12 protein-coding genes and 1 pseudogene are annotated in these 14,239 nt (G+C 65.7%); 5 read left to right on the top strand and 8 right to left on the bottom strand.

Translation table 11 applies throughout. The annotated features are described in order from the left end of the window. Positions 1-122: 122 nt before the first annotated feature. Together AC1DNE_RS28430 and AC1DNE_RS28425 are read right to left on the bottom strand one after the other, a co-directional pair. Positions 123-1,469, bottom strand: coding sequence for a UDP-glucose dehydrogenase family protein (locus tag AC1DNE_RS28430; RefSeq protein ID WP_476767274.1), 1,347 nt, complete (start codon positions 1,467-1,469; stop codon positions 123-125). A gap of 85 nt (positions 1,470-1,554) precedes the next feature. Beyond that, positions 1,555-1,950: a hypothetical protein gene (locus AC1DNE_RS28425; RefSeq protein WP_441472679.1), complete on the bottom strand. Its 396-nt coding sequence runs from the start codon at positions 1,948-1,950 to the stop codon at positions 1,555-1,557. Between AC1DNE_RS28425 and AC1DNE_RS28420 the strand changes: the two genes are divergently transcribed. Together AC1DNE_RS28420 and AC1DNE_RS28415 are read left to right on the top strand one after the other, a co-directional pair. Beyond that, positions 1,897-2,913, top strand: a complete 1,017-nt coding sequence (locus tag AC1DNE_RS28420) for an NAD-dependent epimerase (protein ID WP_441472674.1) — start codon at positions 1,897-1,899, stop codon at positions 2,911-2,913. The two genes, AC1DNE_RS28425 and AC1DNE_RS28420, sit on opposite strands and share 54 nt — an antisense overlap. Before the next feature lie 138 nt (positions 2,914-3,051). Next, positions 3,052-4,470, top strand: a complete 1,419-nt coding sequence (locus AC1DNE_RS28415; RefSeq protein ID WP_441472562.1) for a phosphomannomutase — start codon at positions 3,052-3,054, stop codon at positions 4,468-4,470. Positions 4,471-4,636: 166 nt separating this feature from the next. On the opposite strand, the gene AC1DNE_RS28410 is transcribed toward AC1DNE_RS28415, so the two are convergent. Next, positions 4,637-5,992 (bottom strand): porin, encoded by a 1,356-nt coding sequence (locus tag AC1DNE_RS28410; protein ID WP_441472561.1) that lies wholly within the window; start codon positions 5,990-5,992, stop codon positions 4,637-4,639. A 249-nt stretch (positions 5,993-6,241) separates the two neighbouring features. Here AC1DNE_RS28410 and AC1DNE_RS28405 point away from each other — a divergent pair, with 249 nt between their 5' ends. Both AC1DNE_RS28405 and AC1DNE_RS28400 read left to right on the top strand, forming a co-directional pair. Then, complete coding sequence (locus tag AC1DNE_RS28405) at positions 6,242-6,790, top strand: hypothetical protein (RefSeq protein ID WP_441472560.1); 549 nt, start codon at positions 6,242-6,244, stop codon at positions 6,788-6,790. A gap of 48 nt (positions 6,791-6,838) precedes the next feature. Next, positions 6,839-9,067 (top strand): hypothetical protein, encoded by a 2,229-nt coding sequence (locus AC1DNE_RS28400; protein WP_441472559.1) that lies wholly within the window; start codon positions 6,839-6,841, stop codon positions 9,065-9,067. 204 nt (positions 9,068-9,271) lie between these two features. Here AC1DNE_RS28400 and AC1DNE_RS28395 read toward each other — a convergent pair whose 3' ends face one another. Continuing rightward, positions 9,272-10,204, bottom strand: a complete 933-nt coding sequence (locus AC1DNE_RS28395) for a helix-turn-helix domain-containing protein (RefSeq protein WP_476767264.1) — start codon at positions 10,202-10,204, stop codon at positions 9,272-9,274. Between the two features lie 193 nt (positions 10,205-10,397). On the opposite strand from AC1DNE_RS28395, the gene AC1DNE_RS28390 reads away from it, so the two are divergent. Beyond that, positions 10,398-11,093 carry a GntR family transcriptional regulator gene (locus AC1DNE_RS28390; protein WP_441472557.1) on the top strand — a complete coding sequence of 232 codons (696 nt, stop codon included), beginning with the start codon at positions 10,398-10,400 and terminating at the stop codon, positions 11,091-11,093. 93 nt (positions 11,094-11,186) lie between these two features. Here the strand turns inward: AC1DNE_RS28390 and AC1DNE_RS28385 are convergent, their stop codons facing one another. The 4 genes and pseudogenes from AC1DNE_RS28385 to AC1DNE_RS28370 all read right to left on the bottom strand — a co-directional run. Beyond that, positions 11,187-11,867, bottom strand: coding sequence for a hydrolase (locus AC1DNE_RS28385; RefSeq protein ID WP_441472556.1), 681 nt, complete (start codon positions 11,865-11,867; stop codon positions 11,187-11,189). Positions 11,868-11,968: 101 nt separating this feature from the next. Continuing rightward, positions 11,969-13,600 (bottom strand): MFS transporter, encoded by a 1,632-nt coding sequence (locus AC1DNE_RS28380; protein ID WP_441472555.1) that lies wholly within the window; start codon positions 13,598-13,600, stop codon positions 11,969-11,971. After that, a complete protein-coding gene (locus AC1DNE_RS28375) occupies positions 13,597-14,019 on the bottom strand; it encodes a DoxX family protein (protein ID WP_441472554.1) in 423 nt (140 codons plus the stop codon). Before AC1DNE_RS28375 ends, AC1DNE_RS28380 begins: the two co-directional genes overlap by 4 nt. 1 nt (position 14,020) lies before the next feature. Continuing rightward, positions 14,021-14,239, bottom strand: a pseudogene (locus AC1DNE_RS28370) (amidohydrolase); the annotation flags it as partial.

Genomic DNA, 14,239 nt, shown 5'->3' with positions numbered 1-14,239 from the left:
TCGAGGGACATTGAGCACAGCGAAAGCATCGTCACGCGCTGGCCGGCAGGCTCGCGCCAGGAGATGCTCCCAAGGGTGCACCGCAACCTACTGTCTCGGAGTCATGATCGTCCAGCCGCCGCCTAGGCCGCGTCGGTCGCCTTGGCGGGCGCCTCCGGCGGCAGGCCTCTTCCCACATCGACATAGGTGAAGCCTTTGGCACGCAGTTGTTCCGGCCGGTAGATGTTGCGCAGATCGAGCAGAACCGGAGCGGCCATCAAGCTTTTCACCCGGTCGAGGTCGAGTGCGCGGAAGATGTTCCACTCGGTCACGATGACGGCAGCATCCGCCTGGGCCACGCAATCATAGGCATTGGCGCAGTAGATCACCTCGGCAGGCAGCATCGCCTTGGCTTGCTCCATGCCTTCGGGGTCATAGGCGCGGATCGTGGCGCCGCCATCCTGCAGCGCCTGAACGATCGCCAACGACGGGGCATCGCGCATATCGTCGGTGTTGGGCTTGAAGGTCAGCCCGAGCACGGCGACCGTCTTGCCCCGAACAGACCCGCCGCAGGCCGCCACCACTTTCCGGCCCATGGCGCGCTTGCGCTGATCGTTCACCGCCGCGACGGCCTCCACGATACGCGCCGGCGTGCCATAATCCTGAGCCGTCTTGATCAGCGCCAGCGTATCCTTCGGGAAACAGGACCCGCCGTAGCCGGGGCCGGCGTGAAGGAACTTGCTGCCGATCCGATTGTCGAGCCCCATGCCACGGGCCACGTCCTGCACATTGGCGCCGACCTGCTCGCACAGATCCGCCATCTCGTTGATGAAGGTGATCTTGGTCGCCAGGAACGCGTTCGCCGCATATTTGGTCAGCTCGGCAGTGCGACGGCTCGTATTCAGGATCGGCGCGCTATTGAGGTAGAGAGGGCGATAGACGTCCGCCATAATCGTGCGCGCCCGATCCTCCTCGGCGCCGATCACGATGCGGTCCGGCCGCTTGAAGTCCTCGATCGCCGCGCCCTCGCGCAGGAACTCGGGATTGGAAACGACGGAGAACTCGGCATCGGGACGCAGTTCGCGGATAATGCGCTCGACCTCGTCGCCCGTTCCGACCGGGACCGTCGATTTCGTGACGATGACGGTGTAGCCGCTCAATGCCTGCGCGATCTCGCGCGTCGCCGCATAGACATAGGAGAGGTCCGCGAAGCCGTCGCCGCGCCGGGACGGGGTGCCCACCGCGATGAAGACCGCATCGGCCTGCGCGACCGGACCTGCAAGATCGGTCGTGAAGGACAGCCGGCCAGCCGCGGCATTGGTGCGCACGAGATCGGTCAGACCCGGTTCGAAGATCGGGATCTCGCCCCGTTTCAATGCGACGATCTTGCTTTCCTGCTTGTCGACGCAGACGACATCATGGCCGAAATCCGCAAAGCATGCGCCCGACACCAGGCCGACATAGCCGGAACCGATCATAACGATCTTCATCATTCACTCCTCGACAGCGTCGACATCCGGGATGCGGAAGACGCCGCTTCCGGAAGCACACCCGCGTCGTCTGTTCTCATCTCGCCTATCCGCCGATTGCGGCGCGGATATCAACGGGTGGACTTAAGCTCAAAGCTGCGCTGTCCTGAAACGAAATCAGCCGAGATGCAATCGATCCAGCCGCATCGCGGCCGAGGCGGCGGTCGCGAACGCGCATCCCTCTGGGGATGCTGGCACGCATGACGACGACCGCCGCCTGCCCATGCTTTCGGCGATCGGCATGGTTCCGCGCGCCCATCAAGATCGCGGCCCGAGCATCGCATCCCCCTTGCGTGTCAAAATCGTCGCGCGGCGCTTGCGACGTTGCGGCGCATCGCGAATAAGACGCCAGAACCGCACGAACGAAGATGATCGCATGAAAGCCAATCTGCCGTTTGAACGTGTGCTTTTGACAGGCGCCGCCGGTTTCGTCGGCTTTCACGTCGCGGAGGCTCTCCTTGATGCGGGCGTGGAGGTGTTCGGCATCGACAGCCTCACCCCCTACTACGATCCGGCGCTGAAGCAGGCGCGGCTCGACCGCCTTCAGGCGCGCAACGGCTTCTCGTTCGAAAAGTGCGACATTGCCGACTATGACGGCTTGGAGACGGCTTTTGCCGCGTTCCGGCCGCAGGTCGTCATCCATCTCGGCGCCCAGGCCGGCGTGCGCTACTCGCTCGACAATCCCCGTGCCTATGCGAGCGCCAATCTCGACGGCTTCCTCTCCGTCCTCGAAGCCTGCCGCCGGCATCCGGTCGACCATCTCGTCTACGCTTCATCGAGTTCGGTCTACGGCGCGAACGCCAAGGTGCCGTTCAGTGAGCATGACCGCGCCGACCATCCCGTATCGCTCTATGCCGCGACCAAGCGGGCGAACGAGCTGATGGCCCATGCCTATTCGCACCTCTACGCCATTCCGACGACTGGCTTGCGCTTCTTCACGGTCTACGGCCCCTGGGGTCGTCCGGACATGGCTTACTTCAAGTTCACCAAAGCGATTCTCGAGGGCCAGCCCATCGACGTCTATGCCGAAGCCGAGATGAGCCGCGACTTCACCTATGTCGACGACATCCGCGAGGCGATCGTGAAGCTCGCCGGCCTGCCGCCTGTGGCCAACCCGAAATTCGATGCTTCCGACCCCGATCCCGCGACGGCATCTGCGCCGTTCCGCATCTACAATATCGGCAATCACACGCCGGTCCGGCTTGACCGCTTTATTGCGGTGATCGAGGAAGCCTGTGGACGCAAGGCCATCAAGAGGCAGCTGCCATCTCAGCCCGGCGATGTGCCCGCGACTTATGCCGATGTCGGCGATCTGGCGGCTCGCACCGGCTTCAGCCCTGCGACGCCGATCGAGCAGGGCATCACGCGCTTCGTCGAATGGTATCGCTCCTTCTACAACATTTGAGGGCGAAGCGAGCGAAGGAGGCCGTCAAGCCGGACCAGGAAACAAGCCGTCGATGCGGCACCAGAAGCCAAGCAATGAATTCTGATATTCACCTTCCATCCTTTGAACAGCATTCGACCTCGGGACGATCGGCCTCTCATGACCAGCCTGAAATTCGGAACCTCCGGCCTGCGCGGCCTTGTCGGCGAACTCGTCGGCCTGCCGACCTACAGCCATGTTCGCGCCTTCTGCGCGATGCTCCGCGACAATGATACGCAAGCGCAGGCAGACGTGCTGATCGGGCGGGACTTGCGTTCATCGAGCCCGCTGATCGCCAGTCAGGCTGCTCAGGCGATCGTCGATGCGGGTCTCGTTCCCATCGACTGCGGGACCGTCCCGACACCCGCACTGGCTCTGGCCGCGATGACACGCGGCTGCGCGGCCATCATGGTGACGGGCAGCCATATTCCCGATGACCGCAACGGGCTGAAATTCTACCGGGCGCAGGGCGAGATCGACAAGGCCGACGAGGCACAGATCCTGGCCTGGCATGGCCGGCTGGGCCTGAGCGCGATGCCCACCCTGCAGGCCAAGACTGCACCCTATGATGCGCTGACGGCTTACCAAGCCCGTTATGCGGATTTCTTCGGCAGCTCGGCCCTCGCGGGGCTGACCGTCGGGGTCTACCAGCATTCCTCCGTCGGCCGGGACGCGATCTGCGAGGTTCTCGCCGCGCTCGGCGCGAAAGCTCTGCCGCTGGGACGCAGCGACAGCTTCATCCCCGTCGATACCGAAGCCTTGCGTCCTGAAGACGAGGCCCTGGCGCGGCAATGGGCCGCCGAGCAGCGGCTCGATGCCATCGTCTCGACGGATGGCGATGCGGATCGTCCGCTCGTCGCCGATGAACGCGGAACCTTCCTGCGCGGCGATCTCGTCGGCGCCTTGACCGCGCAGTTTCTCGGGGCCGATGCGATCGTAACCCCCGTCACCTCGAATTCCGCCCTCGACCGGCCGGGGTTGTTCGCCCGCGTGGTTCGCACCCGCGTCGGCTCACCCTATGTCATCGCAGGCATGGAACAGGCCTCAAACGAGGGCGCAGCGGTCGTCGTCGGCTTCGAAGCCAATGGCGGTGTGCTGCTCGGCTCGAATGTCACCCGCGATGGACGCGTGCTGGCGGCCCTGCCGACGCGCGATGCGATGCTCCCGATCCTGTCGACGCTCGCTCTCAAGGCGCGGCAGGGCAAGCAGCTGAGCGAGATCGCGTCAGAGGCCGCTTTCGCCATTGCCTTGTCGAACCGGCTCCAGGAGATCCCCCAGGATCGCACCGCTGCATTGATCGCCAGGCTCGATACCGACGATGCAGCGTTTCGCGATGACAGCTTCTCCGGCCACGGCGGGGTGGTCGCACGCGACCGCCGCGACGGTCTTCGCCTGACGCTGGCTGATGGCAGCACGGTCCATTTCCGGGCTTCGGGCAATGCCCCCGAGCTGCGCGTCTATGTGGAGGCTGCCACGCCGGCCCTCGCCGAAGCGCTGCTCGCCGAGAACCTCGCCTTCGCGGCGGCTCAGGCCCGTTGACGGACCGAGAACCGGATACCGCGCGTCGACGGTGAACGTGCCGTCTGCAGGAGAGCTGGAATAAGAGCCTTTTTGAGAATTCCCCGAGCCCTCATCCTGAGGAGCCATTCCGTCGCTAACGCGGCTGCTCAGATGCGGGCTCGGGTTTCCAAAACGTCTCCAAGAGCTAGAATACCCGCTCGATGAAGATCTGGGCGGTGCTTTGCGTGCCGGAAAGAGCTGCGGCACGCGCCGAACCGACGATGTCGAGGCGTTGCCAGGCCAGTGATCCCTCCAGTCCGAGGCGCAGGCCTGTGACCGGCCTCCAAATCAGATTCGCAGACATTCGATCGATCCGAACCTGCCCCCCAATGTCGCCTGCGCGCGGCAGCGTCAGGCTGTAGCGGCTGAGATAGGCGTTGCTGGACCATTCGTCCGACCAATCCCAACCGATCGAGACGAGGCCGGACCACCCGCGCGTCGTCTGGTCGCCGGTCAAGAACGGCAATGCCGTGCGCCGGTCGAGCAGCGAGCCGACATAGGCGGGGGCATCGACAGCGCCGGCGATCTGGCCGGACAGGGTGAACGACCGGTCGAGCACGCTGCCTTCCCAGGTCGCGCCGATGATGGCCGCCCGCCCCGACAGGCTCGGCGCACCGATACGCGAAACCTCCCGCAACGCCACCGCACCATGCAGGGTCAACGCTTCCCCTTCATAGACAAGGCGGGCCACGCCGTCCGGCAGGCGGCGCCCCGCGGTCGGCAGCGGAATGCGCTGGTCGGCGGAGACATCTTCGGCCGACAGCGAGAGGCTGAGCTCTTCGGTAAGCGGTCGCTCGTAGCCGATCAGGGCAACGGTGCGGCTGGGAATGCGCCCGACCAGGGCGAACTCGTCACCGGTCCAGAAATCGAAGCGCGAGCTGGCCAGCCCGGCGCTGAAGGCTCCCAGTGTAATGCTCGCCTCGCCGATCGTGACGTCGGTGCCACCGCCGCTGTTCGTGTCCATCGAGAACTCGAAGGCCGTTGCAAGATAATGGCCATTGGCAAGCGACTGACCGCTTTCGATCCGAAAGGTCGTGCTGAGCGGAAAGCTAGTCGTATTCTGCGGCACGAGCCCTGTCGCGCGCGCCAGGGCATTCGCTCGATAGTTGTCGCCTTGGAGCCCGGCATTCACCGTTCCGGAGACGACGATGCAGCCGCCCAAGCCGGGCGAGACGAAGCCGGAGGGCGGAGGATCCTCCTCGTCGTCGTCGTCCGCCTCGTCTTCCTCATCGTCATCTCCCGTATCGTCGGCGCCAGCCTTGCCGGGGGAGATGGAGGGCGGTTCGGGCAGGAGGGGCTCGAGGTCCGGTGTCGCTATGGTACAGCTTCGCAGAAGGGTCGGCGGCCTGCCGGCTGCCCTTGCCTCTCCGACAAGGTCCAGCAGGCCGATCGATGCCGCCGCCCCGACCGCAAGGACAACCCCTTCACGGCCAGCCGCCCTGGCAATCTCGCGTGCAAGGCTTGCGCGCCGAGCCGGCTTGCTGGCGGCACCCTGTTTCAAAGTCTGATCGCTTCCGCAGCCCGGCTTGTCGCGCTGCCGCCGCCAGATGCCGCGACGTCGCCGCGAGCCATCCTCAACCGCAGAGCAACCACGATCCTCGCCTCGTGATTGACGGGAATGTCTTGGTACATCTTGATATCAAGACCCACCGCAGACGACAATCATCATAGCCTTCCCACCAAGCACTCATCAGAACGGATAGCATTTTCAGGCTGGGCGCAACGCCCGAGACGTCGGGGGCACGTTTCCGTGGCGGAAGATATCGGCAAGAATGACCTGATAGTGGTCTCGACGCGGCACCGTTCCCAATCGGCGAAGTGCATGACCTGCCCCTCTGCCCGGCCTGCCGCAGATTTTCTTGTTTTTTCAACGCATGGGAGAGTGCAGATGCAAAGTGGAAAGCGACTGGCCGGCCTTGGGATCCTTGTCCTCGCCCTTCCCTTGCTGAGTGGTGCGGCGCACGCCGTGGACCGCATGGACGGGGCCTGGACGACGACCGCTTCGACCTGCGATCAGGTCTTCGTCAAGAGCAAGGGCAAGCTCGCGCTCAAGCGCACGCTCGATGGCTGGAGCGCCTTCATCGTCAACGGCAACCGGATCAATGGCGCGAACGCCACTTGCAACGTGAAATCCTCCAAGCAGAAGGGCGACGTGACGACGCTCCTTCTCAGTTGCGCGGACAAGATCATGTTCGACACCATGACAGTCTCGATCCGCTTCAAGGACGACGGCACCTTCGTCCGCTTCGACCCCGAATTTCCCGAGGTGGAGACGAGCTATCATCGCTGCGACCGCTGATCGCGCCCGGCACTCGGGCGCCGGGCTGGATGGACAAGGAGAAGCCGGATGCGCCAGACCCTTAAGTCGCACCTCCGGAACACGGTCGCTCTTCTGTCGATAACCTGCATACTCGTCCCGCCGGCGGCGCCGGCTCTGGCCCAGGCAGGGCGGGCCGCGGCGTCGCGGCCCGCCGATGTGGCGCATGCTGACGCGGCCTGGCCTCGCCTGGTCGAGGATGCCGAGCGCAGCATCACCGTCTACCAGCCGCAGATCGAACGCTGGCAGGACGACACCCTGGACGCGCGTGCCGCCGTTGCGGTCGACAAACCCGGCACCAACGCGCAGACGCTGGGCGTCGTCTGGTTCAAGGCCCACACCGCGGTCGACCGGGAGAGCGACAGCGTGACGCTCGACAATATCCAGGTCGTAAAGGCGAGCTTCCCGTCCGATCCCGCCAATGCCGATGCCTACGCCGCGGCGCTCCGTCAGCATGCCGGCACCGGTCTGCGTACGATCTCGCTGGCCCGGTTGCAGGCGAGCCTCGCGGTCGCCGAGGCGGAGACGACGACCAAGGCCCTGCCCGTCAGGAACGATCCGCCGAAGATCATCTTCAGCGAAACACCCGCAATGCTGGTGCTGGTCGATGGCAAGCCGCAGCTGCGCCAGATCACCGGCAGCAAGCTCCTGCGCGTCATCAACACGCCGGCACTGATGCTGTTCGACGAGAGCGGCGCCACCTATTATCTGCGCGCGCTCAAGAAGTGGTGGTCGGCCAAGGAGCCCGATGGCAGCTGGTCCGTCGTCGCGAGCCCGCCCGCATCCCTGGCCGCGACCCTGAAATCGGCGGGTTCCCGCGCCAATCTGATGGATGAGGCGCCGCCCGAGATCGAGGAAACCGTCGAACGCGGCAACACGCCGAGAATAGACGTCAGCCTGCAGCCTACTGAACTCGTGCAGACAGCCGGCCAGCCGGAATATGCACCGATCCCGGCAACCCAGCTGCTTTACGTCAAGAACACCAGCAGCCAGATCATCGTCGATGTCAGCACCCAGGATCACTACGTCCTGATTTCAGGCCGGTGGTTCCGCTCTCCGTCGCTGGCGCAGGGGCCCTGGAGCTTCGTCGCGAGCGACAAACTGCCTGCCGATTTCGCCAAGATTCCCGAGAGCCACCCCAAGGGCGACGTGCTGGCTTCCGTCAGCGGCACGGTGCAGGCTCAGGAATCGCTGATCGACAACCAGATCCCGCAGACGGCCACGGTCGACCGCCGCAAGGCCAAGCCGAATGTCCAGGTCGACGGCAAGCCGGAGATGAAGCCGGTCCCCGGCACCAGCCTCGAATATGTCGTCAACGCCTCGGTTCCGGTGATCAGGGTCGGCAGCACCTATTATGCCATCGAGAACGGCGTCTGGTTCACCGCCGCCGGCCCCAACGGTCCCTGGCAGGTGGCCACCGAAGTCCCGCCGGCGATCTACACCATTCCGCCGGAATCCCCGCTGCATTACGTCACCTATGCCAAGGTCTACCGCTCGACCGCCGACACCGTCTATGTCGGCTATACGCCGGGCTATTACGGCACCGTGGTCGCGCCGGGCGGGGTCGTGGTCTACGGCACCGGCTACTATTACCCGGCCTGGGTCGGGGACTTCTGGTACCCGGCGCCACTGACCTATGGCTATGGCGCAGCCTTCGCCTGGGGCGCCACGACGGGCTTTGCGATCGGCGCCATCGCCGGCGCTGCCTGGAGCGGCGGCGCCTGGGGACGGGGCTGGGGAGGATGGGGTTGGCACGGCGGCGGCAACGTCGTGATCAACAATTTCAACTTCAACAACGCCAACATCTACAATCGCTGGGGCAACAACACGGTGCGCACGCGCATCGACAACCGCGTCGGCGACCGGGTCAATGCCAACATCGGCAACCGGTTCGGAAACCAGGTCGGCAACAATCTGGGCAATCGGCTCGAAAGCCGCGCAGGCGAGCGGCTGGAGAGTCGCCCGGGCGGCCCAGGCCCCCGGAACAGCGTCAGCGACCTCAGGCAGAACCACCCGCGTGCCAACGACCTCTATGCCGGACGCGATGGCGAGGTGATGCGGCGCGGCGCGCAAGGCTGGCAGCAGCATCAGAACGGGCGTTGGTCCAATGCCGGAGGTGGCGATTTTCGCAACTTCGATCGTGAACAGGCTGCCCGCTTCAGGGGCGAACATCTGGAAGGCTTCCGCGGCGGGGGCGGGTTCGGCGGCGGGGGCTTCCACGGAGGCGGTGGCTTCCACGGCGGCGGCTTCCGTCGATAATTGATGTGCGTGAGGGCGCCCGGCTGATGGGCTCAGGTGTCGGCGCGAACCCCGCGCAACCCCTATGCTAGAGCACGCGCCGATTGGATCGCGCTTCGCCGGGATTGATCAGGAATCTGCAGCGGCGATCTCGGATTTGCCTCCAAGTATCGTCGGTTCGGCATAGCGAGGGGGCAACGGCAGGCTTTGCCTGATCCCCGACAGCTATTCGGCGTCGCTGCCCTGGAAGTTCCGGCGCCATGCGCCCGGCGTCCTGCCCGCAAGCTGGCGAAAGACGCGCGTGAAGTGGCTCTGGTCCCCGAAGCCGCACATCAACGCGATATCGGAGAGCGGCAGATGCTGCTGGACGAGATGCTTCTTCGCCTCCGACACCCGCAATTGCAGCAGATAGCGCTGGGGCGCCACACCGAGGCTTTGCCGAAACGCGCGGGCAAAATGGCTGGGCGTCAACCGGCACTCGCTCGCCACCTGCGCGATCGTCAGGTTCGACGCCAATCGTGCGGTCATGATCTCCCTGGCCCGGCGCTGCTGCCAGGCGGCAAGCCCTCCGTACCCAGCGGCGGCTTCGGCTTCGAGGCCGCCATAGGCGCGCGCAAAATGGATCAGGAGAGCCATCGCGATCTGATCGGTCAGAAGCTGGTTCGCGCCGGGCGAAGCCGAGGCGTGGACCAGCGCCTGCGACAGCCCCCACAGAATCTCGTCCGGGGCCTCGCCTTCCGAGCGCAATGTCGAAGCGGTGCGGCCTCCATGCTGTGCACCAATCAACGCGAGCCCGTCGGCAGGAACATAGAACTGGAGAGCGTCGAAGCGGCCTCTGAACTGCCACTGCGGATCTTCACGCAAATCCACGACGTTCACGGATTTCGCGCGGAAGCGGCCTGAGCGATATCTCTGCCCCCCGAGCCAGCCGGAATGGCATTCGAGATCGTCGATTTGGCAGAGAATGGAGAACGCACCCTCGCTATGGGTCTGGCTTGTGCGCTCCCTGAAGCGGCGCCCGCAGGACAACCGCGTGGCAGCCAACCCCAACTGGCCGTCGAGATGAAACTCCGATACGACCTCGCCCCGCATCCCGAAATGATCGGCGACGCGCTCGCCGAAAAAGCCCCTCGCGTCCCGTCCTGTCGACACTTGCATGAACGCCGCTCCTGGCAACGCCTGGGGCTGTCAAAGCCGCGGCGATCTTCACGTTAGTCGCCCTCGGATCCTGATCCCTCTCCCAGCCAAACTGGCGGTCGTGCCTCGATCGTTCACATATAAGAATCGTGCATGATCGATGATTGACGGTCGTCAATAGCAAGAAAAGCGATAGGCTGAAAAGGGAGGCGTCATGGCCGGCAAGCCGCTTCTTACCCGTGTAGCGCTCGTCGATCAGGTGGCTGCTTTGCTCACGCAGCGCATCCTTGACCGTGTCTACGCCCCGGGTGCGAAGCTCAACATCGATGCGCTCGCACGCGAGCTGGAGGTGAGCTCCTCACCGATTCGTGAAGCGCTGACGCGGCTCTGCGGGCTCGGTCTGGTGGCATCGGTCTCCTTCACCGGCTTTTCGGTTGCGCCCGAACCTCCGCGCGCATGGTTCGAGCAGCTCAAGGATTTCCGCATCCTCAACGAGGGCTTTGCCGCCCGACATCTTGCACGCACCCGGCAGGCAGAATCGATCATCGCGATGCGCGCCAGCATCGAAGCCATGGAGAGGAAGCTGTCCGAAGAAGGCGCCGACGACCACGACTATGTCAGCGCCAGCCGGCTCGACGAGACATTCCACGAGGCCATTCTCTCAGCCTCCGGCAACGCGATCCTCGCCCAGGCCGTGCGCAATCTGCATCCGCATCTGCACCACGCCCGTCTGGTCAACAGCCGGCCGCACGACATCAAGCCCGTGCTCGACGAGCACCGGGCCATTCTGGATGCGATCGTCCGGGGCGACGAAGATGGTGCCGAAGCGGCCGTCGCACACCACCTGAACGTCTCCTGGCAACGCTACTGCGATGACGCGGCGCGGCAGCCCTCGCAGAAGGACACCTAGCCCGGCTCGATCATGTCGCGGGCGCAAGCGAGGTCGGCGCCATCGTGATGATGCCCCCGCGAGCACCCGCAGCGGCATCATCGCTCGCTCAGCTCACTTGGCGGCATTCGGCCCGATCGTCTCGCCATGGGTCACGCGCTCCGGCGCCTTGTGGACCATGGTGTAGGCATAGTCGACGCCCATGCCGTAGGCGCCGGAATGCTCCTTCACGATCGCCATGACGGCATCATAGGTTTCGCGATGCGCCCAGTCGCGCTGCCATTCGAGCAGAACCTGCTGCCAGGTCACCGGCACCGCGCCAGCCTGAACCATGCGGTCCATGGCGTATTTATGTGCGTCGCTGGAGGTGCCGCCGGAGGCGTCCGCCACCATGTAGATCTCGTAGCCGCCCTCGAGCATGGCGCAGAGCGCGAAGGTGGTGTTGCAGACCTCGGTCCAGAGGCCGGAGACAACCACCTTCTTGCGGCCGTTGGCGGCGAGCGCATCCCGGACGTTCTGGTCGTCCCAGGAATTCATGGACGTCCGCTCCAGGATCTTGTTCTGAGGGAAGACCGCCAGCAGCTCCGGATAGGTATGACCGGAGAAGCTGTTCGTCTCGACCGTGGTGATCGTCGTGGGGATGTTGAAGGCCTTCGCAGCCTTGGCAAGGCCGACGACGTTGTTCTTCAGTACCTGCCGGTCGATCGACTGCACGCCGAACGCCATCTGCGGCTGCTGGTCGATGAAAATGAGCTGGCAGTTCTTCGGGGTCAGGACTTCCAGATACTTGGACATGTTGCTCTCCTTTGGGCGACCGGGTGAATGCTTGGCAACGCGTGGCGGGGCGATGATTTTGCGCAGGCGTCGCCCGTGCAGTCCGCGTCAGACGCAATCTCTCATGGCTCTGTTTCCCCTCGATGCTTCACCGGCCTCGGCGGCGGGTCGACGTGCAGGAAGTGTCGCACGACTGGGCCGCCCTCACCCGCATGGAAGCGCGCGACCTCCTTCTGCAGATCGGCATCGGCCTTCGAGACGCGGCGATGCTGGCGCAGATGCTCGGCCCAGGACGAGACCATGAACCACTCGACCAGCTTGTCGGGATCGGCGGTGTCCTCGGTGATGCCCCAGCCATAGGCGCCGTCACGCCGCCGCTCGGCCGACAGCGCGTTGATCGCGCGCAGGAAGGCTTCACGGTCGGCCGCCGGCACGCGGTACTCGATCAGGATCAGCACGGGGCCGCGATCGTTTTCGACCGTGGCGGCGGTGAGCGGCTCCGGCCAATGGTTGGACGGCGCGAGATCGGCCTCCCCGGCCGGCAGCTTGATCCGGTGCATGACCATGCCGGCGACCAGCAGCGCGGCCGCGCCGATCAGCAGCGTGCCGCGGATGCCGGCCGCTTCCGCCACCGCGCCCCAGCCCAGGCTGCCGGCGGTCATCGCGCCATTGAACACGGTCAGATAGACTGCGAGCGCCCGGCCGCGCACCCAGTTCGGCAGGATCGCCTGAGCCACGCCGTTGAGCGTCGTCAGCGCCACGATCCAGGCCGCGCCGAGCAGCAGCAGGATCATGACGGCGAGCCATTGCGGCGGCGAGAGCGTCAGCACCGCCATGACCAGCGCGGTCAGGACGGCCGAGAACAGCAGCAGCCCGTCGGCATCGAGCCGGGCGCGCAGGCGCGGCAGAAGGATGGCGCCGCCGATCGCCCCGGCGCCGACCGCGCCGAGCAGGATGCCGTAGAAGCCGGCGCCGCCGCCGAGGAGGTTGCGCGCGACCAGCGGCAGCAGCGCCCAGACCGCGCTGGCGCAGGCGAAGAAGATCGCCGCGCGCAACAGCACGACATGCAGTTCCCGGCTCGCCTTGGCATAGCGCAGCCCGGCCCGGAAGGCCCCGGCGAAACGTTCGCTCAGCGCATCGTCCGCGCCCGGCGCGCGGCGCCACCAGATCAGGGCGCCGATGACGATGACGTAGCTCAGCACGTCCGCGCCATAGGTGAAGCCCGCGCCGAAGGCGGCGAGGATCAACCCGCCCAGCGCCGGGCCGATGGCGCGGGAGATGTTGATGCCTAGCGAGTTCAGCGCCACCGCGCTCTTGAGGTCGGCCTTGCCGACGAGCTCGGGCACGATCGCCTGCCAGGTCGGCGCCATTAGCGCCGCGCCGACGCCGCCGAGGAAGGTCAGGCCGACCAGGGCGGGCACGCTGAGCTGCCCGGTTCCGGCCAGGAGCATGAGCGAGAGGCTGACGCAGCCGAGCAGGATCTGGATGGCGATCAGGAACTTGCGGCGGTCGAGGATGTCGGAGAGCACGCCCGCCGGGATCGCGAGCAGGAAGATCGGCAGCGTCGCCGCCGCCTGCACCAGCGCCACCGCCGCCGGCGCGCCGGAGAGGTCGGTGACCAGCCAGGCGCTGGCGACGTCGCGCATGAACGAGCCGATATTGCCGATGATCGTCGCCGCCCAGAGCACGGCGAAGACTTTCTGGCGCAGCGGCGCGAAGCCGGAAGCCGCAGCCGGGGGTGGGGCGACGCTCATCGCGTGACTCCCTTGCGGGCGCGATCGTCGATCGCGACCAGGATGAAGCCGCCGATCAGCCCGAGATGCTCGAAGAAGCCGTTCATCGCCATCATCCGCCCCTGCCCTGCCGGCATCTCCCAGAAGCGCAGGGCGAGGAAGGTGGCAGCGAGCGTGAAACCGGCGAGCGCCAGCGCCGCGAGCCCGCGCCAGCGACCCACCAGGATGAGCGCGCTCATCGCCAGTTCGAAGACGATCACGCCGACGGCGAAGAGCGGCGCCGGGGACAGGCCGAAATGATCCATCTCGGCGATGGCGCCCGGAAAATCGAGGATCTTGGTCACCGGCCCCTGGATATAGGCGGCGCAGAGCAGCAGCAGCGCTGTCCAGCGCAGCACGCCTGTTCGCGGCACCGCCGCCGATTGGTCGCTCCCGGCCATATCACACCGCCCAGCAGGCACAGCCGAGCGCGCCCCAGAAGCTGCGGAGGTCGCCGACTGGCAGCTTGCTCGACCAGGCGCCGGCATGGTCGTGGCCATGGACGTTGCAGGAACTGGCGCAGCCGCAGTTGGTCATGGCCGCCCGGCGCAGCGAGTTCTTGCCGGCGCCCTCGGGCTCGCCCCAGGCGGCATAGCCCTTGAAGGTGCGCACCGGCGACCA

It is taken from the genome of Allobosea sp. 05L423, from assembly GCF_056397745.1.
The sequence above is the reverse complement of the archived record's forward strand: the minus strand, read 5'-3'. Positions and strand labels throughout refer to the sequence as shown.